This is a genomic window from Senegalia sp. (in: firmicutes) (assembly GCF_052088025.1).
Lineage (GTDB): Bacteria > Bacillota > Clostridia > Tissierellales > SIT17 > Anaeromonas.
Genome location: NZ_JBQCYD010000031.1, coordinates 1 through 25,735 on the forward strand (window position 1 = coordinate 1; position 25,735 = coordinate 25,735).

Here is a 25,735-nt window from a genome sequence, read left to right on the forward strand (position 1 = left end):
TTCTATATAAAGAAACATAGTATTTATGCGAGTTGTAGAGTTCTGCAACGAGCTATAATTAAATAATAAAAGGAGGAGTTAAAATGTTTAAAATGAAAAATTTAAAGAAATATTTATTTGTAAGTGTTTTATTGGTTGCTGTATCAATCTTCGCAGCTTGTGAGGAAGATTCTACATCTCAAGAAAGTACTAGTGATGAAACATCAGATAGCTCTGAAGTAAAGGAAGAAAATGATAATAAAGATGAGAAGGAAAAAGAAGAGCAAATATATAAAATAGGTGATACGGTAAAGATAAATGATGTAGAATTAATTATAAATTCAGCTTCATTTACAGAGCCTGCTGAATATGGCGAATCAAAAAATGGTAAGGTACTTACACTAGATCTTACAGCAAAAAATACAGGAGATGAACAAGTATTTGTAGATAATACGGAATTTGCAATTTATGATAATGAAGGTAACAAACAAGATGATTATTATAGCTATGATGAAATGGCTTTTAGCGAACAAATAAATAGTGGAAAACAAGCACAAGGTAAAATTTATTTTGATGTAGTAGAACAGGATTCATATGAAATGATATACACTCCATCATTTTCTTGGGATAATGAAGAGTATGTATTTGAAATAGTTCCAAAGTAGAAAAAATCCATCTTAGATAAGATGGATTTTTTTTATTATTCAACTGCATGTGCTATTCTACTAGCAGCAGCTGCTGCTATGGCTGAAACAAGATCATCCATGAAAGTATGTACTTTGCCTTTGTGTTTTTCTTTATTATCTAATTCTTTTATGATTCCAACCTTCTTTTTATCTAAATATCCATAATTGGTAAGACCAATAGTTCCATATATATTTACTATAGATAGGGGTATCACTTCATCTATCCCATATAAACCTTCATCAGTTTCAACTATTTGTTGAAGTGGCTCTGGCAATTGTTTCTTTTCTGCTAGTTCATCAAGTGCTACTCCTGTAAATATAGCATGCATTACTTCTCTTTTTCTAAGTACTCTTTCAACATTTTCTATGCAATATTCCAGAGTCAAATTATCATTATAATCCTTTTGTAAATACATAACTAATTCAGCTATATCCTCCATCCTTACTCCTCTTTCTTCTAGCTTTTCTATAGTTAAATCATATAATTCTTCTGCAGTATATTTTTTCATAATATCAAACTCCTTTAATTTTTACTTAATAAGTATTATTTACCCTATAATTAAATTTTAAAAGCAAATATTTAAAAACAACCCCTTATACCATCTTAGATATAAGGGGTTGATTAAATTCTAGCTCATTATTTTACTCATATTCTTAGAAAACTCCACTGGATCTTCTATAGGTAAACCTTCAATTAAAAGAGCTTGATTATATAATAAATTTGTATATAGCTGTATCTTTTCCTTATCATTATTTTCTGAAGCTAATTTTAATGATTTAAATACTTGATGATTTGTATTAATTTCTAGAACCTTATCAGCCTGTACATTTTGATTATTAGGCATAGCACTTAATACCTTTTCCATCTCTATTGAAATTTCACCTTCATTTGCAAGGCATACTGGATGATTTTTAAGTCTCTTTGAAGCTCTAACCTCTTTAACCTTATCTGATAATACATTTTTCATATCTTCAAATAGTTTAGTATTTTCTTCTTTAGTTTCATCCTTAGTTTCTTCATCATCTTCTATACCTAAATCTCCACTAGATACAGATTTGAATTCTTTTTCCTTATATTCATTTATCATTTTTATAGCAAACTCATCTACATCATCATCTAAATATAATATCTCATAACCTTCATCTAAAACTCTTTCAGTTTGAGGTAACTTTTCTATTTTATCAATAGAATCTCCTGAAGCATAATAAATATATTTTTGATTTTCTTTCATTCTCTCAATATATTCATCTAAAGTTACTAGTTTCTTGTCATTTGAAGAATAGAATAATAGTAGGTCTTGTAATATTTCTTTGTTTTGTCCAAAGTCACTATATATACCATATTTTAATTGTCTACCAAAAGAATTATAGAACTTTTCATATTTTTCTCTGTCATTTTTTAATAAACTTAAAAGTTCAGATTTTATTTTCTTCTTTAAATTTTTAGCTATGAACTTAAGCTGTCTATCATGTTGAAGCATTTCACGAGATATGTTTAAAGATAAATCTTCTGAATCAACCATCCCTTTAACAAAGCTAAAATAATCAGGTAATAGTTCACTACATTTATTCATAATTAATACTCCATTAGAATATAGCTCTAATCCTTTTTCATATTCCTGAGTATAATAGTCATAAGGCATACTTTCAGGTATATAAAGAATTGCGTTGTATCTTATAGTACCTTCAACTTTTATATGACTATATTTAACAGGCTTATCCATACCATAGTGCTTATCTTCATAGAACTTCTCATAATCTTCTTTAGTAAGCTCATTTTTATTCTTTTTCCATATAGGCACCATACTATTTATAGTTTCTTCTTCAATATACTCTTCAGATTCGCCTTCTTCATCTTCTTTTTCCTTATACTTAGTTACGTCCATCTTTATAGGGTATCTTACAAAATCAGAATATTTTTTAATAATATTTTGAAGCTTATATTCATCCAAATATTCACTATAATTTTCATCTTCAGTATCTTCTTTTAATTTTAATGTAATAGTAGTTCCAATACTGTCTTTTTCAGTTTCTTCTATAGTATATCCATCTGCTCCTTGAGACTCCCAAACATAACCTGTATCACTACCAAGTGCTTTAGTTTCTATAGTTATAGTATCAGCTACCATAAAAGCTGAATAAAAACCTACACCAAATTGACCAATAATATCATGACCATCTTTTGCTTCATTTAATTTTTTGAAATCTAGGGAACCACTTTGAGCTATAGTACCTATATTTTTCTCCAACTCTTCCTTATTCATACCTATACCAGTATCACGAACAGTTAAAGTTCTATTTTCCTTATCTGTAGAGATTTTTATATAATAATCCTCTTTATCAAAATTAATAGAACTATCTGTGAGTGCCTTATAGTAAATCTTGTCTATAGCATCACTAGAATTTGAAATAAGTTCCCTTAAAAAAATCTCCTTATGTGTGTAAATTGAATTAATCATTAAATCTAACAATCTTTTAGATTCTGCCTTAAATTCTCTTTTTTCCATAATAATCTCCCTTCACTAAGTAAAATTTCACAATTTAGCACTCTCGCTTGGAGAGTGCTAACCTATACTTATTTTTATCATATATTTTAGAATTAGTCAATACGTCTGATCTTTAAAATTACCATTCTATATCTTCAGGATATTCCTCATTAAGTCTAAGTTCAAAGATAGAACAATTATATTCTTCTGCTGCTAATTCAAATTGTTCTTCAAGATCTAAATATCCTTTACCTTTTTCTACTAGTCTCTTTCCAAATACAGATATTTTTTCCAGTCTTTTGTCTTTATCTAAATTTACAAATTTAATATTTAATAAATCCAAATATTGTGTTAAATAACCTGAAAATCTAGTATAATCATTTATCATATAGCTTAATAATCTACCATATCTGCCTTTAGTTATAGTATCTTTAAGACACTTTTTAAATTGCGATTGAAATAATCTAACAGTAGCAATATTATTATCCCAAATATTCGGCTTATCTTTAAATATATCAACATAAGCAGATGAGTTTTTTCTAGCATATAACTGTAGAAAATCATTTAATACCATTTGTATATATAACATCTCTGGCCAAAATATATTAACTTTCAAATATACATTTTGTTTTGGAGCTATAAATGAATTAAATTTTAATATATCATCATTAATGCCATTTTCAACAAAGGTGTAATCTCTGTCTCCTTGCATAGCATGTCTTATATCATAGCATAATCCTAAGACCCTCATCTGTGATGAATAAAAATTTCTATATTCATCTTCATCACCTATGATTTTATGCAAAGCTTTATATAAATTCTCAAAATCTAAATAATCTCCATATAAGGATACGCCTAGATTTTTTTGTGTGTTTTCCATATATAGCATTGTTTTTTCCTCCAGTAGGTATGTTAGTTAAATTATAATTCCTAAATATTTTTTTGCTCCATTTAAATCTAATATGTTTTTAATGATATAATTTATCTTTAGGTTAAGGGGTAATAATTCTTTATATTTATTAGAAGATAGATATAGCTCAATTATTTCTAAGTTATTTTTTAAATAATCATATATTTTCTCTTCTTCAAATTCCTTTTCTATTATATTATTTATATATCTCTTTATATTTGTACCACTTATATAGGTTTCTCTATCATCTAATTTATACTTTCCATCTTTGTCAAACATATTTAATAATAACAATATTGTTCTATTAATTTTAGTACCTTGAAAAGTTCTAAGTCCTATTTCATCATTCTTTTCTATCCACTGAAAATATTCATGTTTTAAATTTTCTTCAGCAAGTTTAATTAAAACTTCTTTTATATTATCATTATAATTTACCCAGTAAGTTTTATCTTCTAATATAGCTTTCATTCTACTTCTTATTTCATTAGTTACATTTCCACTATTCCCTAAAAACATAGGAGGATTTCCATCTAAAGCTTTACTTACATATATTTTCTTGCTTCTTAATTCTATATCTTTTATCTTCCATATTTGACCTGACAAAAATATATTTACTCCTGTTTGTACACTAGGAGATAAAGGTATTTCTCCTATTTTTTTATCATTACTATAAACAGAAAAGTTGTTCTGTGTCTCAAAATGAACAAAAAAATCACTTCCTCTTAACAATTTTTCTGTTTCTAATCCCGTTATAGCTTCATTTTCTAATATTTCTATATATTTTTTATCTATTAGATGTTCTATCAACTCCAAATATTCTTCATCTTCTATTTGATTCCAACATTTATATTTTTGATTTATATTGTTTAAATTCTCCAATGACATCCCAGTATATTCTAAAAGAATAGATATTACCTGATGAGCAAGAACATCATAAGGCTTTGTTATAGGATTAAATCTATCTAATACCCCTTCTTCATACAGTGATAATGCTGCTAAACCTTGTAATAAGGACCATTCATCTGTACCTATCAAATGCAATATATTTTTTCTTGTAATCCTACCACTTCTTCCTAATCTTTGTCCTAAACTTGCTACAGAATGTGGAGCATTATATTGAACTATACTATCTACTGAACCTATATCTATACCTAATTCCAAAGTTGATGTACAACATATAGTAAACAATTGTCTTTTGCTAGTTTTAGCAAATTTTTCTGCTATCAATCTCATATCTTTGCTCACAGAAGAATGATGAGCAAAATATCTAGTATCAGAACCTCTTTTTTTACCTAATCTGCTTAATCCTACAGCCAATCTTTCTACATCACCTCTTGAATTTGGAAATACTAACATAGACTCTTTTTGGGAATAATTATAAATTTCTTCTAGTGCTTTTATTGAATTTTTCTTTATGTTTGATTCATAATAGCTTTTGGTAGATTCTAAATCATTTTTACTATTATCCAATAATACATCTGTAGTTCTGTCACTTATAAAAAAATTCTTTACTTGTTTATAATCTTCTCTATTTAATGTAGCAGACATTCCTATAAATCTAGGATTCTTTTCCATATATAGTTTTATTCTTTCTATAAGAGATCTTAGTTGTATTCCTCTATTATTTTCTAAGAAACTATGTATTTCATCTACTATTATCCATTCTGTTCCATTAAATAATCCTCTTGCTTCACCTGGTCTTAAAGACAACATAGCTTCTATGGATTCTGGAGTTATTAAGAGTATCCCTTTAGGCTCTTTTAATAATTTACTTTTCTTAGTTCTAGATGCTTCTCCATGCCAACTCGTTACTGGTATATTCATATAATTACACAATTCTAATATTCTTTTGAATTGATCATTTATGAGAGCTATTAATGGAGAAATATAGATAATTTTAAGTCCAGAATCCCAATCCTTTATAAGATTAATTGCTGGTAAAAATGCAGCTTCAGTTTTACCTGAAGCTGTTGGTGCTGCTAATATTAAATTATTATCTGTATCATGAACACGTTTTATTGACGCTTCCTGTATATTTCTTAGAGCTTCCCAACCTTCATCATATATATATCTACGAATTTCTCTTTGTAATAAATTATAACTACTCATTATAAAACCTCTATTTCATCATCTTTATCATTTTTATCTTTAATTACAGGTATAGGTTCTTTCCCAAACTTTATATGAATTATATTTTCAATAGATTCATTTGGATTTTGTCTTATTAAATCCAATATTTCCATATAATCTTTAATCACAGCTCTGGGAGTTAAAAATTCATCTGCACCTGGCCTATTTAATTGTTCTTACATATATTTTTTTATATGTTCTGTTGTCATAGATATATTTTTTCTATGAAAGATATTATATATATTATTTAAATTTTCTAATAGAGTATAAATTTCTTCAGTGTTTAAAGGCTTTAAGGGTAAAATAGTCCTATTAGTGTTTAAAAGTTTAGAATCCATAATATCTTCTGATCCAACTCTACCTTTCAATGCTCCATAACTAGACATGCCACGATTTTCATCAAACACAGTTTTTCTAGTAGTACCAAAATTTATAAAAAGTCCCCTTGCAGCATTTGATTTACATTCATTAAATATATTTAGTATTTTTTCATAGTTTCTTTCTCTAGTTCTACTCATTGGTAATTTGTACAAATTAACTGCTTCATCAAAATTTACTACAAAGCCAGAATAACCAATATCTGAAAATAACTCTGCTAAATTTTTAATTGCTTCATACCAATTATCATCATTTATTATCTTTTCAATTTTCATTTCTCTTTTGGCTTCAGTTTTAGTATCTATATCTCCACGAATCCATCTTAAAGCTTTTAATCTTATCATTTTATTATCTTCTACTATACCCTCATAATATTTTGCAATTGCTTGTCCTAGTTCATAAGATAAACCAACTGATTTAAATGAACTAATAATATTTAAAATTTCTTTTTCTACAAGCTCTTTATTTTCTAAAGTTAATAATTCTTGCATAGGAATATTATCTCTTTGAGAAATATTCATAATAATTCTATTTATCCATTCTTCTAATATTGTGTCTATAGCATTGCCCTCTTGAGAAGTTTGTACAATTATATTATCTACTATAGCACTATATAAAGCTTTAGCTTTTCCATCAGAAGAATAAAATCTTCTTGTAGGAGTTAAATCTACTGTAGAAACAACAAAGTTTTTTTGAACAGCTATAGACTCTATAGTTCTAAGCATGAAACTCTTTCCACTCCCAAAATCACCTGTCCAGAACCTTATGTCACTTTCTCCTTGTATAATTGAATCCAAAATTGAAATAACTTCTTGTACCTCTTCATTTCTTCCTACTAATAAATGTTGAATTCCTTTTCTAGGTACTATTCCTCCTTCTAAAGCCTTTATTATATTATCAGCTTCCTTTGGATTAATTCTATTGTTCATTTAATATCAACTCCTTTACCATATCTACATAAAAATCATCTATTTTAATAATATCATCTTCAATTATAACTGTCTGATCTTGAATATATTCATAAAGTTCTTGATTTACATCACTTATAAAGGCATTTAGTAAATTGTCATTTTCCATAGCTATTTTTTTTGCTTCTTCAATCTTCATAAATTCAATATCTAATAATAATTTCAAGAAATTCATATGCTTAAATTCTAATTTATCATCACATTTTGTCTCTACTGTTTCTTGTTTTAAATTATTCTCCTTAGTCCCTTCCTTACTTGCTTCATCATCTATATATTCTTTTACAATTTCTACGGTTTTATTAAGCTCTTTCTTTGATAATTCTACCTTACCCATGTCTAGCTCTATTTTCTTTCTAATTGGGTTTTTAAGTTCCTCTAATCTATTAAAAAGTTCTAATGACAATTCTTCTTTAGATTTAATAATATCCTCATATATAGATATGTTATTATTATGGATAATATTTTTCAATACTTTAGCATTTTTTTGACTCAATTTCTGTCCTTTTTCTATTTCATATAAGCACAATAATAATAAGTTTTCATCATCTGATTTTTTAATTATTTCCTTTGCTATTTTTATAAAATTTTCATCTTCCTTATAATCAATTAAGAATCTGATTCTTTTATTAGTCTCATCTATTAATATCCTTTCTACTTTAAGTTTCCAATCACTAGGATCCTTTTCAATCATACAATTTAATATTTCTATTAATTTTTCGTCATTTATATGTTCTGTATATTCAATTTTTTTAGTATTTATATCATCAACAATTTCTTCTGGTAAGTATTTTTTGATATTATTTTGTTGATTATTAATATTTAATATCTGAGTGCCAGGCAAGAACTCCCTTATTGTGTTTTCTGCAATTTTTATTAAAGATGATAAGATTTTTCCATTGTTATAATCATCAAAATAAATATATTTTCCATCTACTATGTCTTTCAAAATATTTTTATTCTTCCATTTTATATTCTTATTTAACCCATTAGATATAACTTGCCAAATTTCTAAATATAAAGTTATAATTTGTTCCTTTACTCCATATATGTCCCATACTATTGTAGTTCTAGCTGGAGTAGCATTTAAAATATTTAGTTCATCACTACTAAATTTCCTGCTAGATCTAAGTTGCCCATCATTGTCCCACCACTTCCTTGACAACCCATTTTCTGTTAAATTAAATTGATCTAATGTATCCCTATTTGGCGGCGAGATATCTTTTTCAAATTCCTGAGCCTTAATAAAAAGTTTATCTTTAAGATTTTCACCTAAATGTTCATTCAATATTTTATAAGAGTATTCTGGATCATAATAATCATAAGTCCCACTATACACCTTAGTTACATGACCTTCAGATATGCAATAGATTGTATATAAAATATTATCATAATATAGGACCTCTGATTCTATTCTTTTTATCTCTTTATTTAATGAACTCTTATTGTTTTTTAATTCTTTATCTAAAAAGATACAAAGTTTTTCATATAGCTTTAATGTTTCTTCTTTAACTTGTGTGACTTTCATTATCGATCTTTCATAAGGAATGGTTAATATTTTAATCCAATTTGTTTTAAATATATTCAAAAAATCATTTTCTTTAGGAATACTTTTAGTTTTTATATTAGATATATCAATTATTTCTAAATCATTAACATCTTCTTTTTTACCCATTTTGATCTTTTCTTCTTTTATTTTGACTATATCTTTATCACTATATTCTATTTTTTTCATTTCAGGTGTATTAATGTTTTTCTTATTCATATTTTCTTTGTTTTTAGTTTTATTTTTAAATGAAAATATTCCTTTAAACAAATAAACCATTCCTTCTATAATTGATATAAAAACTATTAATGTTGCTAAGTTCCCTGATCCAAAATTTAGAGAAAATATTGATATCATTAAAAAGGTAAATCCTGATACTTTTCTATTCAAATAAAATCTATGTATACCAATGATACCTAGAAAAATTGCTAATATTGCTGCTATAAACAAATTTTTATTATTCTTTTTACATTCTGTTGTTTTCACAATATAATTTATCTTTTTGTTTGACTTCATATTATATTAACAATCCCTTCCATGTAAGATCTTAACTTCTCACTTGTTCTTGAAAATGATTATAGACTTCTAGCATCAATAAATCCATTAATTTATTCTTAAAAGATTCATCAGTTAGAACCTTTCCATAAAAGTTTTGATTTTTACCATATTCATCAATTATCTTGCCATCAAAAGAAGGTTCAAAAGCATGACGAAAGTTTTCTGCAGTATTTGCTCGAGCCTTTAGTTCTAAACTTTTGTCATTTTTAAGACTATTTCTAATTTGTTCAACAGCTAGTTTTTCAGAATCAGAAAAATCTGTTCCAAATCTATCATTTAAATTATTTATAATACTACTTAAATAATCAGTTTCATCCTCTTTAGCAGTAGAACCACCAGCAACCTTGACATTTACACCTATATCTTCTTCATCTTCTAGATATATTGATTCTTCTTTCCCTTCCTTTAATCTATAATACTCCAAAATAACTTTATCAGTTATATCTATCCCCCCAGTACTTTCTATATCTATTTTCTTTATAAGATACCTTAGATATATACTTAATCTGTGTAGTTCTGAATCTATAAAAGGAGCTATTTGAATTATTAAATTGTATAGACTAATAAACTTTTTAAATAAAGATCTTATTTCAATCTTTTCTTCTCTAGAAAATTCATCTATTCTATTAGAAGTATTGTTTACATAGTTTTCCATCAATGCTTTAGCATTTTTAGATTCTTTCTTTGTATATATTAAATCTACAAACTTTATAACATCTTCCTTGTTTATTACCTGTTTATCAAATATCTCATTATATATAGTATATATTTCATTTGGTTCTATATCATTATCTAATACAGTAGTTTTGTAAAAAGGCAAGAATGCCTCTTTTATATCTTCCGGATCATTAGCAAAGTCTAATATAAAAGTATCTTCTTTTCCAGGATATATTCTATTTAATCTAGATAATGTTTGAACTGCACGAACTCCAGAAAGTTTCTTATCTACATACATGGTATGAAGTTTTGGTTGGTCAAAACCTGTTTGATATTTATCTGCTACTATAAGTACCTTAGATTCATCCTTGTCAAATTCTTTGGGTAGACTTGATTCCTTTAATCCATCATTCATTTTAGATTCACTTAGTTCTTCATCCATATATTCATCTTTTACCTTGCCTGAGAATGCTACTAATGTCTTTAAATTGCTATATCCTTTTTCTTTGATATATTTATCAAAAGCAAGTTTATATCTTACAGCATGTTTTCTAGAAGAAGTTACAAGCATAGCCTTTGCCTGTCCCCCTATTTTTTTCCTAGTAGAATTTCTGAAATGTTCTATCATTACCTCAGTCTTTTGATATATATTATGAGGATGGATACTTACAAATCTAGCAATAGATTTTGCTGCCTTTGCCTTATCAAAAGTAGGATCATCTTCTATATGTTTGCCCACCTTATAATACATCTTATAAGTCATATAGTTTTTAAGCACATCTAAAATAAAACCTTCTTCAATAGCTTGTCTCATGCTATATATATGAAAAGGATAATGCTTTCCATCATGCCTTTGCTTGCCAAAAAGTTTCAAAGTAGTTCCTTTAGGTGTCGCCGTAAAGGCAAAAAAGCTTACATTAGAATCATCAACAAACTTCTCTAATTCATTATTAATCTTATCTTCAGTATCTACTATTTTACTTTCTTCTTTTATGGCTAAATCAGCAGCTTCTTCAAGGGATAATGATTCTTTTAGAGCCATCATATTTTTACCAGAAGTAGAAGAATGGGCTTCATCTATAACTATGGCATATTTCTTATCCTTGGTCCCACTTAGCTCCTTTAATATATGTGGAAATTTTTGAATAGTACTTATTATAATCTTTGTACCCTTTTCTAATTCATCCTTTAATTGACTAGAATCCTTATCTATCTTTGCTACAAGTCCTAATTTATGTTCTAATTGATATATTGAACTTTGTAATTGTTCATCTAAAACAGTTCTATCTGTTACAACAATTACTCCATTAAATATAACTTCATTTTGCTCATCATGAATAGATGCAAGTCTATGAGTAAGCCAAGTGATAGAATTTGTCTTTCCAGAACCGGCAGAATGTTGAACTAGATATTTGTTTCCTGTTCCTTTTTTCCTTACATGATCTAATATTTCCCTTACACAATTTAACTGATGATATCTTGGAAAAATAACAGTTTCTTTAAGCGAGACATCACCATTAACTTTGATATCTTCTACCTTGTTTATATAAATAAATTTTTCTAATATTTCAAGCAAGGAATCTTTTCTAAGTACCTCTTCCCAAAGATAATATGTTTTCATTTTACCAAACACTTCAGAATTTCCTGCTCCCCCATCATTGCCCTTGTTAAAGGGTAGGAAATATGTTTTATCTTGTGCAAGTTTTGTAGCCATATATACTTGATCCGTATCTAGGGCAAAATTAACTATAGATCTTTCTTTGAATCTAAATAATAGCTCTTTACTATTTCTATCCTTCTTATATTGACTTATAGCATTTTTATAGTTTTGTCCTGTAAAAGGATTTTTAAGCTCCATAGTAATAATAGGTAGACCATTTAAAAATAGAACCAAGTCAATTCTTTTTTCATCTATATATTTTAATTCTTCAGTAACTGATAATATGTTTTTCTCATATAGGGCAAATTGATCTGGGTTTAATGTAGTAGGAGGTTTAAAATATGCCAAATCAAGATGAACACCATAGTCTTTTATACCATGCTTTAATACGTGTATTGAACCTCTAAGAGTAAGAGTCCTGTCTAAATTTTCTATAATTTTAGCTTTATAGTTTTCCTTATATATGCTTTTTAGTCTATCTATCTTCTTTTTTTGACTAACTTCTAAAAAATCAAATAGTAATTTAGTGTCCATTGCATAATGATTGTCATAATTCTCATTAAAGCCTTCGCTATATCCATTATGATTTATGAGGTAATCTTTTATTATAGTTTGAAAAGCTCTTTCCTTTAATGATTCTGGAGTTACTTGAGTAATCATAAAAATCCTCCTAGTTTTTTATTTCCCAGTCTCGTAAATCAATCTTGCCAGTAACAGCTTCAGAGATAAGAGATTGCTTGGCTTCTTTTAGTTTTTGGATTTGGGATTTGGTTTTGGTGATTATGTTGTCTAGTTTTGATGTTTGGGTGTTTAGAAGAAATGATAATTCAATCTGTTCTTTATTACTTTTAGGAATAAGTATAAATGGTCTTAATACATCATCATTACTTAAATTCGCTTGTTTAGTTCCTGAGGGATAAGAATATAGTTGATTAAGATAGATTTCACTCTTTAATACTGATAAAGCATAAAATAAATCTATTTCTTTTTTTATCTTTATTCTCCCGACTCTTTGATTTAATAAATATTTAGTATTATCTTCAATTAATACAGCATATCCATAATCTTTTTTTCCTAATGTACCTGTTAATGAAATTAAAATATCATTTTTATTAATAATGAATTGATTATACTTCTTTACATTCTCTTTAGCTATAAATGTAGGTTGTCTTTCTAGTGATAATTTATTTTTATATAAATTTGCTATCTTGATAACTTGAACTCCTTCATTGCTAAATTCATTTGTATTGAAAGAGTAACCTCCTATTATATCCATATAATATTTAGCTTTTGTTACTTCCCAATTCTTAGGCATCATACCTAACCACTCCACACCACTATCTTTCATCTCATCTTCTTTTCTTTCAATCATTTTTCCATCTACTATTTTCACCTTTCCAGTTACAACTTCTGATATAAGACTCTTTTTTGCTTCTTCTAATTTTTCTATAAGTTTTTCTTTTTTAGAAATAATTGAGTCAAATTGTGTAGTTTTAATATCTAGAAAATTGGCGATTTTTTGTTGTTCTTTAATTTCTGGGAATGGCATTTTAATGTTTCCTTGTTGAGTTTTATTTAGTATAGCTACGACTACCTTAGTAGCATATTTTTCATGATCACTTCTAGATGATATCATAGAATATATTCCGTATTTATTTGTCCAAATATTTTTCTTATCAAAAACAACAGAATTTATCTGCTGATTTGTAGTAGCTTCTTCTTTGTTAACACCTACTTTTCCTACAGTTCCTATACAACAAACTATCGCTGAATCTGGAGGTATTATACGTGCGATTTTAACTCCTTCTTTATTAAGTTTTTCTTTCGTATCAGAAATACTGTAATCTTCTTTTATATTATCTGGCTTTATCCAAGGAATATTACCATTTTTATAATACATATTAGTTTTTTTAGAAGGGGTATTTCCAGTTATTATATTCGAAATATGACTTAGTTTCTTCATTTTCCATTTATTAGGAATAGATTTCATCCATGTATCCTTTATTTCCTTCATCTCATCTTCATTTCTATATTTCAACTCATACATTATCCAAGCACCTTCTTTATTTCTACTTGAATTTCCTTTTCTAATTCTTCTATCTCTCCCATTATATCTTTAAAGGGTCTTAATTCTTCATATTTATAAAAGTATCTTGTAAAGGGTATTTCATATCCTATTTTAGTCTTTTTGTGATCTATCCAAAATTCCTTCACATGTGGTGCTACTTCAGTTTCTACATATTCTAATATGTTTTTCTTCTCTTTTTTGATATGTTCATCTGTATCAATATTATAATCTTCTACATCTATAGAAAGGGGTATAGTTTCTGTATCTCTTAGTGTGCTATCTGCTTCTTTTTTCTTTCCCTTATAATTGTAATCAGCTGAGTCATCTCTTTTTGATAGTCCAAGTGTTATTGACTTAAATAATGATTTTTTTAAATCTAAACTCTCTAAAATATCATCTAATACTTTTTCAAATTCTTCTTTGTTTTTATATAGTTCATCACTTATATTTTCCTTTAATCTAGCTACTATTTCATCTTGAAGTTTTTTACCTTCATATAGTTTTTCTAATTTAGATAATTCTTTTTTCTTTATTGTTTTCTTTTCTTGTTTTAATTCTAACTCTTCTTTTGTTTCTTCATCATATAGTTTTGAAAATGTATTTTCTGCATATATATTTTCTATTCTTTCCTCGTTTAGTTGAAAGTTTAGTTGAAGGGGTCTTTCTATCGTTACTTTTAGATACCCGAATTCTTTGTTGTCAAATATTTTACAGTTTTCATTTTCTTCAAAAGCTCCATATATTTTTGAAATCTCTTCTATATCTGATTTACCTATTTCTTTTCTCTTTGAACCTAGAGATTTTCTCATTTTATGATAGAAGTTGCTAGCATCTACTAATTGAATCTTTCCTTTTCTAACTGGTCCCTTTAATATGTCTTCATTTTTTCTATTTGTAAGTACCCATATATATGTTGCTATTCCTGTATTATAAAATAAATCTGTAGGTAGGGCTATGATTCCTTCTAATAAATCATTTTCTATTATCCATCTTCTTATTTCTGATTCACCACTTCCTGCATCTCCTGTAAATAAGGGGGATCCATTAAATATAATTGCCATGCGAGAGCCCTTTTCATCTTGACTCATCTTTGATACCATATGTTCTAGAAATAATAGCGAACCATCTGATGTTCTTGGCGTACCTGCTCCAAATCTACCGTCAAATCCAAGATCATTTACTTCTTTTTCTATATAGTTTTTATCTTTCTTCCAATCCACTCCAAAGGGCGGATTCATGAGGGCAAAGCGAGTCTTTAAATTCTTATGACCGTCATTTGTAAAAGAATTCCCCTTTACTATATTTTTAGATTTTTGCCCCTTTATAAGTATATCTGATTTACAGATTGCATAAGATTGAGGATTTAGCTCTTGTCCAAAAACTTCTACTTGAGCTTGTGGGTTCATTTCTTTTATATAATTCGTTGCTACTGAAAGCATTCCTCCTGTTCCTGCTGCAAAATCCCCTACTGTAAATATACTTCCTGGTTTTGTAAGTTCATCTTCTAAATTATTAAATATTATATTTGTCATAAGTTCTATCACTTCACGAGGTGTATAGTGATCTCCTGCTTCTGCATTTTCTGAAAACCTTCTAATAAGTTCTTCAAATATATATCCCATCTCTTGATTTGATACTACTTGTGGATGTAAATCTATATCACTAAATTCTTTTACTAGTAAATACAATAGATTATTTTCTTCTAATTTTTTTATTTCTGCTTCAAATTCAAAGTTTTCCATTATCTCACGTATATTTGCTGAGAAACCTCTAAGGTATGCTTCAAAATTTGCTCTTATATTATCAGGATCATCTATTAGGTTGTTAAATCCAAATTTAGATTTATTTGAAAACTCATATCCTGCTTCTTTATTTAATATCATTTCTATATCTGTTGTTTTTGCTTTTTCTATTACTTTCTCTTTTGTAGGCTCAAGTAATGAATCAAATCTTCTAAGAACTGCCATAGGTAGTATTACATCACCATATTTTTCTGGCTTATATGGACCCCTTAAAAGTTCTGCTATCTTCCATATAAAATTTACCTTTTCATTAAAATTTTGCATATATGTATATCCCCTTTTATGTCCAGTTTTTTTAATTTTCTCTTTAATTATAACATAGAAGATAAGCCCTACCACAAAAAATGGCAAGGCTTTAACTACAACAAGGTCAGCTGCTCTTGCTCTCCTATTCTGTCTATAGTTTTAGGATCATTGTCTTTAAAATAGGCATATCTTATTTCCTTTTCTTTTGTTACTATTTGATGGTTTTTATCTCTTGTATCTCTTAATTTACAACTATATATTATAGGGAAATAGTCTCTTAAAAACTTCCCTTCTGTATGTGCTGTTAGTGCTATTATTTGAAAACCTAATTGTTCTGCTATGAAAAATACTGGATCTAATACATGATCACTAGATGCTTTTCCAAATGGATTATCCATCAAAACTGTACGATGTCTTTTTTTATTTGATGATATATGTTGACTCTTTTCTGCTAGATAATTTAATATACCAAGAAAGAGAGTGGTGTTTTTACTCCATTTTTCTCCTCCAGACCATTTATTTGATTGTTCCCATGATATAGGAATACTGCTTACTTTTCTATCATTAGTTACCTTTCTACATTTCACTTTTATATTATCATCTTTCATTATGTTTTGAAGCAGCTGTTTTGTATCTAACCATTTTTCTATAGATTTTCTTACTTGTGATTCATCTTCATTATCTTCTTCATCTTTATAGTTATCACCTTCTAATTCTTTTATCATCCAGTCAATATGATTTCTAAGTTCTTTTTTCCCCTCATATTCATCCCATGTAGGTATGGTAAATATGAATATATCCTTCCATCTATCATCTACTTTTACTTTAGTTTTTTTCGGTATATATCTTAATTCTTCACATACACTTAAAAGATGGGAATAAAGGTGATTTATAAATTGCTGAAGTTCTTTATCATGCTCTCTTAAATCATCTTCTGCAAACTTTATTATTCTAGATATTCTATCTTTCATGCTTTCTTGCCATTTTAAAATATCTTTATATTCTTTTTTTGTTCTAATTCCTGATACAGCCATAGTTCTTAATTTTATATCAACTACATTTTCTTCACAAAATCTTATGAATATATTAATCTGTTTATCCACTTTTTCTTTTAATATATTTAATTTATCATTTACTTTATTTAAATTATCTAATTGAACTTCTATAATCTTTTCTCTATTATAGGGATAATCTTGTTTAATTTCTTTAGAAAGTGAAGTCACTTTTATATTTTTATTAAGATAAGAATATTTACCATCATTTTTATCTAGAATATTTTTTGCTTTTTTAATATTTTCTCTTTCTTTATTTAATACATCTTCTCTTATGTTTAAATTCTCCTCTTTTTCTTTAAGTACTTTATTTTCTAAAATTATATCTTTTTCTATTTCATTTAATGATTTATCAAATTCAATGACACTCACATACTTTTTATTGAAATTTTCTACAAGTAAATCATATTTTCTTTTTTCGTCCTTCATTTTATTTTCTGATTCATATAAAGCTGGTTTTATTTCATCTAATTTTTCTTTTAAAATATTTCTTGAATCTATGAGGCTATCTTTCATTCTATTTGAAAATGATGTAAATATAATATCTTCATCTATAGAATATATTGATTCTTTTTTCTCTTGCTCTAATCTTTTTTCTAACTTTCTAATATTATTTAATTCTCTATTTAAGTTTTCTTCTATACTAATTCTATCTTTTTGTTGATTGTTTAACTCATTTTTGATACTTTCTCTTTCTTCCTTTAGAGTTTCTATAGAAGTTTTAGATGATTCTAATGGCATGTCTTTTACTTCTATATAGAGATCATTGTTTTGAGTATAATATAGCTGATTATTCATTTCAGTTTTTACTGATTCATTTTCATTTAATATATCTTTTGTTATTTTAATTTTATTAGACCATAATTTTATATCTTCTTTTAATTCATCTACTTGATTTTGAGTTTCAACTCTATGATTTATATATTCTTCAATTTTATCTTTCTTATCAATATATATATTTCCTTGTTGTATATTATTTCCTATTACTCCATTTTCCCCATCTAAATCTTTTATTTTTTCATTGTATATTTGTAAATTACTATCTATTTGATTTAATCTATCTTTATTTATACTAATATCTCTATTTAATTCATTTATTTTTTCTGTAAGTTCTCTTTTTTCTTTTTGTTTTTCTACTGTTATTTCATATGGATATTTATCATAAAAATTTCTGGTTTTTTTAAGTAATTCAGTCCAACTTAAAAGCTCTTTTTCTTTATCTTGTCTTTTCATTCTTAAATCTTCAAAGATAGTAGAGAGATTATTTTTCCATTTAATAAAATTGTGAGTATTTGAATTATCTATCCAATACTTTGGTATTATAATATTTTCTAAATCATTATTGCCATTTTTGATAATATCATTTGCATCTTCAATATTTAAAATTATTACTGGATAAGTTAAATCATCATTTTTAGAATTAATTTTATGAAGAAGTTTTTGATCTTCTTCTTTTGTGGTTATTATAGTAAGTGACCAGAATGGATAATCTTTTAGACATTCTTCTATTGTTTTTTTCAATTTAGGGGCTGTTTTTTCAATATATTTAGTGCCTGATTCTAAAAATTTAAATTGGTTTTCTAGCTCCCCTATCCATTTTTCTAAATTTGGCTCAGCACTAAAGTATTCATTTTCTTCATATTGATCTATAAATCTAGAAGCTATTCTTTCTTTTATAATAAAATCTTCTTTTTCTTTTCTATGTTTTTCTACCGTTTCTTCAATACTTTGTAGTATACTGCTTTCTCTTTTATATAGATTATTTAAACTTTGCTAGTGAATACCAAATATATTTAATTGTGAAATTATATTTTCTTGTTCTTCGCTCATTATATCAAAATAATTCTCATGTTTTATATATTCAGTTTTAGTAATATCTATCTCTTTTAATAATTCACTAAAGTCATTTGATAACTTCTTTTTTTCGTTTTGTGACTTTCTAATATTATTTTGATATTCTAATATTTCATTTTCAATATCTTTTGTTCTACTTACCCATTTTGGAAGTTCTATTTCAATACTTTCATTCAAAGGATTTGCTAATATGCTACTTTCTATTTTTTTTGTATCTTTTTTAAGTAAATTTATTGTAGCTTTAATTTCTGCTAATTTTTCCCTATAATTTCTATCCTTATTTTCTATATTCTCAAGTTCTTTTTCTTGTTCACTTAATTCGGATAGATACTTCTTGTTTTGGGAGCTTATAAGCTCTAATTTCTTTTTCATATCATAGATAATATTTTCAAAGTAAAATTTAATATTTCCAGAATTCCTTTTAAATGATTCCTTTATCTCTTCTATATCTGTATCATTATCTAGATTTTCAATTTTTTCTTTATAAAATTCTATTTTTTCTCTACTAGATTTTAAATCTGATTTTATCTCAGCAATTTTTAAATTCTGAAGTTCTTCTCCTTTAACATCATACTGGTTTTTTATGTTTTCATAATTCTCTCTTATATTATCATATGTTTTTTTTAGCTTTTTAAATATTTCATCTGACAAATGTATTTCATGAGATAAGATCTTTTGTGTTAATTTATCTTTGCTTTCTTCTAATTGATCTTTATTTTCTATGCATTCTACTAAGTGAGATTCATTAATTTCTTCTTCTTTTAAAGTGTAGTTGTATAATGATTTTGCTTTTTCAAATTCACTATTTAAATCCTTATCTACTTCATATAAATCTGTATACATTTTTACATATTTGTTTATTTGTTCTTCAATTGCTTGGCTTTCTTCTATTTTATTTCTTAATTGTTTGTGTTTTTTAAAGTGCTCTCTTTGTTTTTCAAAGCTTGATACAAAATCATTTGTATTATTAATAGATAATGCTTCTTCCACAACAGGTATCAAAAGCTTGTCTACTAATTGTCCTGTAGTTTTACATCCATCAAAAAAACCTTCTACTTCTCCTTCAGCACTGTTTATAAGTGATATTCTTTTCCATTCTGAAGGAATTATTTTAAAGTTTTTTTCTATATAACTATGAAATTCTTTAATAGTATTAAAGGTATTAGCATTCATATATTGTTGATTCATATACTGATAATATTATTTATTTCTCCTCTACTAGAAGGCCTAATACTTCCACTAGAATTTTTCTTTACAAAAGGTATCTTATCTATTGAATGATCATCCCCATTTCCATACTCATAAACATATTTATAGGAAGATAAACTTTGATTATTTAGATAAAGACTAACTGAAGTAAGTGCATATCTTCTTGGTCTTTCATTTATAATCCATTCTATAGCTATATGTGAGCAGCCCCCTTCTAAAAGAAGAGTTTCTTTAATCTTTCTATCAGCAAGATCACTGTGAGGTAATATGGCTTGCAAGGCAGTTTGCACAAAAACAGTTTTACCTCCCCCATTTTCTAATAATAGAGCTCCATTATGGCCATCAAATTCAAATATATCATCGTTATATCTCTTTGCCCCACCTTCATATACTACATTGGTAAATCTAATTTTAGATATTGCTGGCATTTTTTTCACCTTCTTTTTGAGTTATTCCATATATAAAATCTAGTATCCCCCTATTAAAATCATATTCCATATAATAACGTTTAATAATTGTTTTGGCTTTTTCTGTTAAAGTAATTTCATCATTTCCTATATCATCAATTAAATCTTGATCTTTCAAGAAATTTCTAACAGTATTAAGAAAACTGAATCTACTATTAGTTCTAGCATCTTGAGTAGCTACATTTTCTTTTAAATCATCTAATGCTTCCCATTTATCTAATATATCAGTCCAATTATACAGATATTCCTTTTCTAAAGATTTTAAGGTCTCTCTTTCATGTTCTTTTAATGAATCCATCCTTTCATTAATCATATTTAACCATTCATCTATGGGTAAAAATTCTCTTGTGATTTCAGTAGTTTGATAACTATCATAAAAAGCTCCAAAGAGTACTATTATTGCAATATACATCATATATACATCAGAATTATTATATTTTGATGGTAAATAGTTGTCTTTTAAAGATTGATTACTTATATGAAAGGGAGAGTCCATGACTTTTGGTATGAAATATAGATTATCACCTGATGGAAAAATCACACAATCTACTTCTTTGGCAAATTCATCTATTAAATTTCTTATTTGATCATCAGCTAAATATAGCCTTAAGTCATCTTCATCTCCATAACCTTTAGTAGAAAGAGTAGAGTAAAGTTTAAATGCTTTTATTATTTGATTTTGTGAATAATCCATCATTTTTCCTCCAATGTCAATATCATATTTTTTATGCTATATCTTTCATTTCCCTTAACTATACCTATATCCTCTATTACATTAATTTTGTTTACTCTTTTATATAAAAGTTCAACCACATCTTTAAATATATTTTCAGATTTATCTTCATTTAATTCTATATTTATAGGGGATTTTTGATGTAGTATTAGCCAAAATTCATAAAAGACTCTTTCATTTAATATATCTTTGTTTTCTGATTTTTTTATATGATTTACAAATTCTTCTAATGATATTTTAGTTTTATCTTTCATAAATATAAGTATATACTCCATTATCTTTGCGAAATTCTTTTGTAGTATTAAAATATCCTTTTTCACTTCTTCATCACTTATTAGCTCAGAAAAGTTTCTAATGTTTTCCTCTCTATCTTCTTTTGTAATTCTTTGTTTATCAAATACTATAAGAGGTGACCAAATTTCTGCTTTTTCTAAGGATAAAAAAGGTTTAACAAGGGTCCTAGAACTCTCTAAAGGAAGTGGGTGAGATATTAATTCGCCTAATATTTCTTGTTCAAAATTAAATGCATCTATCCCAATATAATACAAAGATTCTTGTGCCGCTTCTAATGCTTTAGTTTTTAATACTATACTTTCATCAAAAAGCTTTCTATGGTTTAAGTGTACATCTCTTAATTCTCTTTCAATTTTAATAATCAATTCATATGTTTTCTGCTCCTTTTTATCTTTTAATTCATATGCTAATTTTTCTTTTGTGTCTTTAACAAATGATTGTAATTCATTAAACTCATCTTGTTCTCTTTCTAGTCTTCTATTTATATCCTCTACAATATCCTTATATCTTTCGTGAGTTTCATTTGATATTATACTCCTTTGTACTTCATGCTTTATTCTAATAATTCTATTGTTTAATGTTTCTACATCTATATGCATTTCTTCAATTTGTCTTAATGCTCCTATAAATTCCCCTTTTTCTAATTGTTTTCTAAGTACTAATTGATTTATTGATAACTGAAATTCACTAAAATATTCTTTAGTTGCAAATATAAGTTCAAGCCCCTGTTCATCTAATGTATAATATTGTGTGTTTGTTTTTATATCTGATTTAGCTGCTTTTAATATAGAATAAAATACTTCCTCATCTTTTCTAGTATTCCAATTATAAAATTTCCTTGAATTTCGTTTACCACTAGCTGGTCTAAATGCTTCTATGAGAGTTCGAGATAAATCTTGAAATCCCGAATCATCAAAATCTATTTCTTCTTTTGTCATCTCTTTTAAAAATAATGCCAATTCTTTTACTCCTGTATTTTTATTTCTAGATAACATGTTTTCAAAAAAGAAAAGTAATGTTAAAAGTCCTAGCCCAAAATAATCAATATTTCTACCTTTATAATCCTTTTTCTTTTTATCTCTAAGACTATATAATGGATCAAATAAAAAGATCCTTTGCATCCGTTCTCTATAATTATCTCTAGTACTATGTATTAATTTTTCCATCTAGTTTAACCCAAAGGTCTTTAAGCTCATATTTATCTAAAGCTTCCTGAGGATAATATCCTCCTTCCTCTAATAAGTTTTTAATTTGTTTATTTTGTTCTTTATTAAAGTTTTCTAAAAAACAATCTAAAGCTTCTTTGTTTTGTCTTTGATTGATTTTACCTTTTGTATAATCTTTATATAAAATTTCTTCATAAAATTCTTTAGCCAATTTTATATGCCTTATATTATTTAATCCATTCCAAATAGAGATACCTTCTTTATCTAAATCACCAAAGTAATATAATTCATGATTGTCTTCTTCTAATCCTAATTGTTTTTCTAAACTGTTAATATTAGCTAATATTCTCCAACCAGCACCATAAATAAGAGAAGTGAATGAAGTATCTTTAAGTATTTTCATTAAATTATAAAATGTAGTTTTGTTTTCAACTATAAGGTGTTTATGATTTTTATTTTTAAATTGGTTTGGATTAATTCCAAACATTAGTGGATCTGGATTTGTATCTATTTTTAACTTGTCCCAAATCTGTATTCTCTCTAATAAAGCCTTACCACTTGTATCAATCCATTTTTCGTCTCCTATTATATTATAGGATCTCTCTTGTGCAGTAGCTGAACTTTTAGGTAGTCCATTTATTTTTAGATATTTATCTATCTTTTTTATTGTACTTATATCTTTTTCCCACTTCTCTTTAGATAAACCATAATAGTTGTTTAACTTTATATTTGAATCACATATTAGTTGAAAATTTCGTATCTCATCTTTTATAGTAGATTTTAGCTTAGATGCTCTTATATGATAGGTATTATGAAGTGATATGATTTTATTATTTTTGCCATGTGATTTAACTGGGTCTAAAATTCCTAATTCCACAAATTCTAAAACTTCTTTAGCAAATTCTTCATAAGTGATTTCGCCAGAAAATAATCTTTCTATTTCATTTAATGAAATTTTCTTTTTCTTATAATTTGATAGATATGATTCTATTGTTTTATCCATTTATGATCCATCTCCTAAATATATCCCTTCCTAAAACAACTATCTATATGATCATCTATTATTCCAACTGCTTGAAGATACGAATATATAGTAACTGATCCTAAAAATTTAAATTTTCTTCTTTTTAAATCTTTACTAATCTCATCAGATAATTTTGATTTAGCTGGTACTTCTTTTGTATCTTCATAGTGATTTATTATTCTTTTATTTTCAGTAAAGCTCCATATGTATTTATCAAAGCTTTCAAATTCATCTTGTATTTTTATGAATTTATTTGCATTATTTATTGTTGCTTCAATCTTTTTTCTGTATCTAATAATTCCTTCATTATTAAGTAATTCTTCTATTTTTTCTTCATCATATTTTGATATTTTTTTATAATCATAATTATCAAAAGCTAATTTGAAATTTTCTCTTTTTTTGAGTATTGTAATCCAACTTAATCCTGCTTGCATTGATTCTAATAGCAAAAACTCAAAATGAACTTTATCATCATGAACCGCTACTCCCCATTCCTTATCATGATAATCTATATATATTTTACTTCCATTTGCCCAGTCACATCTTTCCATAGAAACTTCCCTTCTACTATAAATATATTTTGCTTTAATTATAACATAATTATTTTTAATATTCATATTCATTAAAAAATAAGCTTAGTTGCTATAACTTTAGTCATAGCAGCTAAGCTTATTTTATCTATAAATAGAATTATATTATAACTTTAACTATAATCATTAATATTGGGACCATTATTGCAGTTAATAATCCTGCAAGTCCCATTGCAAGTCCACTCATTGCTCCTTCTGTTTCACCCATCTCCATAGCTTTTGCTGTTCCTACAGCATGTGAGGAGGCTCCTATTGCAATTCCTCTTGCTACCTTATCTTCTATTTTAAAAATTTTGCATATAAATGGCGCTATTATAGCACCTATTATTCCAGTTATTATTATAGACATTACTGTTATTGATGGAATACCACCAATTGACTCAGATACTTCTATTCCAATTGGTGTGGTTATAAATTTAGGAATCAATGAATTTATAAGTTGTGTGTCATAAGCAAATATCTTACCTAATAATATTACACTGATAAATGATGTCATTACTCCTGTAAATATTCCAATTAATATAGGAAGCTTATGCTTTTTAAGTAATTCTATTTGCTTATACAAAGGTATGGCAAGTGTTACAGTAACTGGCCCTAATAATAAAGATATAACATTTCCACCTTTCTCATAAGATGCTAAATCTATATCAAATATCATAAGGATTAATATAATAAAAGTAATGCTTATAAGCAAAGGATGTAATACGGGTATCTTTGTTTTTTTATTAATAAATAGTCCTAATTCAAAAGCAAGTATTGATATTAATATTCCAAAATAAGGAGTTTCAATAAAATAATCCATCACTTTTCACCCCTTCTTATTACATATTGTACTACAACACCAGTAATTCCCATGACTAATGCAGTGGTTAATATAAGGAATATTAAATAACTTAACCATATCTTAGAAAAACTACTTAATAAGGCTATAAGAGCTACACCTGGTGCTATGAAAAAGAATGCTAAATGATCTAATAAAAAATTCCCCACATCTTCTATCAACTCTAATTTAATTATTTTAAAGTATAGTGATAAAAATAATAATATCATACCTATTATATTTCCAGGGATTGGAATATGTAATGTATTATTAATCAATTCTCCTAATATAAAAAATATTAAAATTATAGCAAACCGTCTTAAAAACTTCATATGTATCTTTCCTTCTTTCTATATTTTATATTAAAAAAGTTTCTAAACGTTATGTTTAGAAACTTTTCCTTGGTGCCCAAAGGCGGAATCGAACCACCGACACGAGGATTTTCAGTCCTCTGC

The 25,735-nt window shown here is 26.7% G+C and carries 18 protein-coding genes and 1 pseudogene; 1 reads left to right on the forward strand and 18 read right to left on the reverse strand.

The window, feature by feature from the left end; translation table 11 throughout:
* Nucleotides 1-83 precede the first annotated feature (83 nt).
* Nucleotides 84-644, forward strand: a complete 561-nt coding sequence (locus ACTHUW_RS08950; protein ID WP_442198383.1) for a DUF4352 domain-containing protein — start codon at nucleotides 84-86, stop codon at nucleotides 642-644.
* Nucleotides 645-679: 35 nt separating this feature from the next.
* On the opposite strand, the gene ACTHUW_RS08955 is transcribed toward ACTHUW_RS08950, so the two are convergent.
* From ACTHUW_RS08955 to ACTHUW_RS09040, 18 genes and pseudogenes are all read right to left on the reverse strand, one after another.
* The gene (locus ACTHUW_RS08955) at nucleotides 680-1,174 is read right to left on the reverse strand and encodes a phosphatidylglycerophosphatase A family protein (RefSeq protein WP_442198382.1); all 495 of its coding nucleotides are present in this window, start codon (nucleotides 1,172-1,174) and stop codon (nucleotides 680-682) included.
* 120 nt (nucleotides 1,175-1,294) lie between these two features.
* The gene (gene htpG / locus ACTHUW_RS08960) at nucleotides 1,295-3,172 is read right to left on the reverse strand and encodes a molecular chaperone HtpG (protein WP_442198381.1); all 1,878 of its coding nucleotides are present in this window, start codon (nucleotides 3,170-3,172) and stop codon (nucleotides 1,295-1,297) included.
* Nucleotides 3,173-3,290: 118 nt separating this feature from the next.
* Nucleotides 3,291-4,040: a DUF6904 family protein gene (locus ACTHUW_RS08965; protein ID WP_442198380.1), complete on the reverse strand. Its 750-nt coding sequence runs from the start codon at nucleotides 4,038-4,040 to the stop codon at nucleotides 3,291-3,293.
* A 27-nt stretch (nucleotides 4,041-4,067) separates the two neighbouring features.
* Nucleotides 4,068-6,170 (reverse strand): DEAD/DEAH box helicase, encoded by a 2,103-nt coding sequence (locus ACTHUW_RS08970; protein WP_442198379.1) that lies wholly within the window; start codon nucleotides 6,168-6,170, stop codon nucleotides 4,068-4,070.
* Nucleotides 6,170-7,498: pseudogene (locus tag ACTHUW_RS08975) on the reverse strand (BREX system ATP-binding domain-containing protein). The gene ACTHUW_RS08970 and the pseudogene ACTHUW_RS08975 overlap by 1 nt, the downstream one beginning before the upstream one ends.
* A complete protein-coding gene (locus ACTHUW_RS08980) occupies nucleotides 7,488-9,596 on the reverse strand; it encodes an NINE protein (protein WP_442198378.1) in 2,109 nt (702 codons plus the stop codon). Before ACTHUW_RS08980 ends, ACTHUW_RS08975 begins: the two are co-directional and overlap by 11 nt.
* Before the next feature lie 31 nt (nucleotides 9,597-9,627).
* Nucleotides 9,628-12,615 carry a type I restriction endonuclease subunit R gene (locus ACTHUW_RS08985; protein WP_442213101.1) on the reverse strand — a complete coding sequence of 996 codons (2,988 nt, stop codon included), beginning with the start codon at nucleotides 12,613-12,615 and terminating at the stop codon, nucleotides 9,628-9,630.
* Nucleotides 12,616-12,625: 10 nt separating this feature from the next.
* Nucleotides 12,626-14,002 carry a restriction endonuclease subunit S gene (locus ACTHUW_RS08990; RefSeq protein ID WP_442198266.1) on the reverse strand — a complete coding sequence of 459 codons (1,377 nt, stop codon included), beginning with the start codon at nucleotides 14,000-14,002 and terminating at the stop codon, nucleotides 12,626-12,628.
* A complete protein-coding gene (locus ACTHUW_RS08995; RefSeq protein WP_442213103.1) occupies nucleotides 14,002-16,089 on the reverse strand; it encodes a type I restriction-modification system subunit M in 2,088 nt (695 codons plus the stop codon). The genes ACTHUW_RS08990 and ACTHUW_RS08995 overlap by 1 nt, the downstream gene beginning before the upstream one ends.
* A 95-nt stretch (nucleotides 16,090-16,184) precedes the next feature.
* Entirely contained in the window at nucleotides 16,185-18,644 is a 2,460-nt protein-coding gene (locus tag ACTHUW_RS09000) for a hypothetical protein (RefSeq protein WP_442213105.1), read from the reverse strand.
* 252 nt (nucleotides 18,645-18,896) lie between these two features.
* On the reverse strand, nucleotides 18,897-20,150 hold the full coding sequence (locus tag ACTHUW_RS09005; RefSeq protein ID WP_442213107.1) for a hypothetical protein: 1,254 nt from the start codon (nucleotides 20,148-20,150) through the stop codon (nucleotides 18,897-18,899).
* An 11-nt stretch (nucleotides 20,151-20,161) separates the two neighbouring features.
* Entirely contained in the window at nucleotides 20,162-20,614 is a 453-nt protein-coding gene (locus tag ACTHUW_RS09010) for a hypothetical protein (protein ID WP_442198262.1), read from the reverse strand.
* Complete coding sequence (locus ACTHUW_RS09015) at nucleotides 20,598-21,347, reverse strand: DUF6063 family protein (RefSeq protein WP_442198261.1); 750 nt, start codon at nucleotides 21,345-21,347, stop codon at nucleotides 20,598-20,600. Before ACTHUW_RS09015 ends, ACTHUW_RS09010 begins: the two co-directional genes overlap by 17 nt.
* On the reverse strand, nucleotides 21,347-22,846 hold the full coding sequence (locus ACTHUW_RS09020) for a replicative DNA helicase (protein WP_442198260.1): 1,500 nt from the start codon (nucleotides 22,844-22,846) through the stop codon (nucleotides 21,347-21,349). The genes ACTHUW_RS09015 and ACTHUW_RS09020 overlap by 1 nt, the downstream gene beginning before the upstream one ends.
* Entirely contained in the window at nucleotides 22,827-23,849 is a 1,023-nt protein-coding gene (locus ACTHUW_RS09025) for a Wadjet anti-phage system protein JetD domain-containing protein (protein ID WP_442198259.1), read from the reverse strand. The genes ACTHUW_RS09020 and ACTHUW_RS09025 overlap by 20 nt, the downstream gene beginning before the upstream one ends.
* Nucleotides 23,850-23,863: 14 nt before the next feature.
* On the reverse strand, nucleotides 23,864-24,421 hold the full coding sequence (locus ACTHUW_RS09030; RefSeq protein WP_442210955.1) for a DNA-3-methyladenine glycosylase I: 558 nt from the start codon (nucleotides 24,419-24,421) through the stop codon (nucleotides 23,864-23,866).
* Nucleotides 24,422-24,560: 139 nt separating this feature from the next.
* Nucleotides 24,561-25,262 carry an LrgB family protein gene (locus ACTHUW_RS09035; protein ID WP_442198257.1) on the reverse strand — a complete coding sequence of 234 codons (702 nt, stop codon included), beginning with the start codon at nucleotides 25,260-25,262 and terminating at the stop codon, nucleotides 24,561-24,563.
* Nucleotides 25,262-25,612 (reverse strand): CidA/LrgA family protein, encoded by a 351-nt coding sequence (locus tag ACTHUW_RS09040; RefSeq protein ID WP_442198256.1) that lies wholly within the window; start codon nucleotides 25,610-25,612, stop codon nucleotides 25,262-25,264. Before ACTHUW_RS09040 ends, ACTHUW_RS09035 begins: the two co-directional genes overlap by 1 nt.
* Nucleotides 25,613-25,735 lie beyond the last annotated feature (123 nt).

Bases quoted from the DNA above. Each gene is read 5' to 3' on its own strand.
- ACTHUW_RS08985 (WP_442213101.1), bottom strand. From the start codon at position 12,615: ATGATTACTCAAGTAACTCCAGAATCATTAAAGGAAAGAGCTTTTCAA.
- ACTHUW_RS09005 (WP_442213107.1), bottom strand. From the start codon at position 20,150: ATGAATGCTAATACCTTTAATACTATTAAAGAATTTCATAGTTATATA.
- ACTHUW_RS08970 (WP_442198379.1), bottom strand. From the start codon at position 6,170: ATGAGTAGTTATAATTTATTACAAAGAGAAATTCGTAGATATATATAT.
- ACTHUW_RS09040 (WP_442198256.1), bottom strand. From the start codon at position 25,612: ATGAAGTTTTTAAGACGGTTTGCTATAATTTTAATATTTTTTATATTA.
- htpG (WP_442198381.1), bottom strand. From the start codon at position 3,172: ATGGAAAAAAGAGAATTTAAGGCAGAATCTAAAAGATTGTTAGATTTA.
- ACTHUW_RS08995 (WP_442213103.1), bottom strand. From the start codon at position 16,089: ATGCAAAATTTTAATGAAAAGGTAAATTTTATATGGAAGATAGCAGAA.
- ACTHUW_RS08955 (WP_442198382.1), bottom strand. From the start codon at position 1,174: ATGAAAAAATATACTGCAGAAGAATTATATGATTTAACTATAGAAAAG.
- ACTHUW_RS09025 (WP_442198259.1), bottom strand. From the start codon at position 23,849: ATGGATAAAACAATAGAATCATATCTATCAAATTATAAGAAAAAGAAA.
- ACTHUW_RS09020 (WP_442198260.1), bottom strand. From the start codon at position 22,846: ATGGAAAAATTAATACATAGTACTAGAGATAATTATAGAGAACGGATG.
- ACTHUW_RS08980 (WP_442198378.1), bottom strand. From the start codon at position 9,596: ATGAAGTCAAACAAAAAGATAAATTATATTGTGAAAACAACAGAATGT.
- ACTHUW_RS09015 (WP_442198261.1), bottom strand. From the start codon at position 21,347: ATGGATTATTCACAAAATCAAATAATAAAAGCATTTAAACTTTACTCT.
- ACTHUW_RS08950 (WP_442198383.1), top strand. From the start codon at position 84: ATGTTTAAAATGAAAAATTTAAAGAAATATTTATTTGTAAGTGTTTTA.
- ACTHUW_RS09010 (WP_442198262.1), bottom strand. From the start codon at position 20,614: ATGCCAGCAATATCTAAAATTAGATTTACCAATGTAGTATATGAAGGT.
- ACTHUW_RS08965 (WP_442198380.1), bottom strand. From the start codon at position 4,040: ATGCTATATATGGAAAACACACAAAAAAATCTAGGCGTATCCTTATAT.
- ACTHUW_RS09035 (WP_442198257.1), bottom strand. From the start codon at position 25,262: ATGGATTATTTTATTGAAACTCCTTATTTTGGAATATTAATATCAATA.
- ACTHUW_RS08990 (WP_442198266.1), bottom strand. From the start codon at position 14,002: ATGTATGAGTTGAAATATAGAAATGAAGATGAGATGAAGGAAATAAAG.
- ACTHUW_RS09030 (WP_442210955.1), bottom strand. From the start codon at position 24,421: ATGGAAAGATGTGACTGGGCAAATGGAAGTAAAATATATATAGATTAT.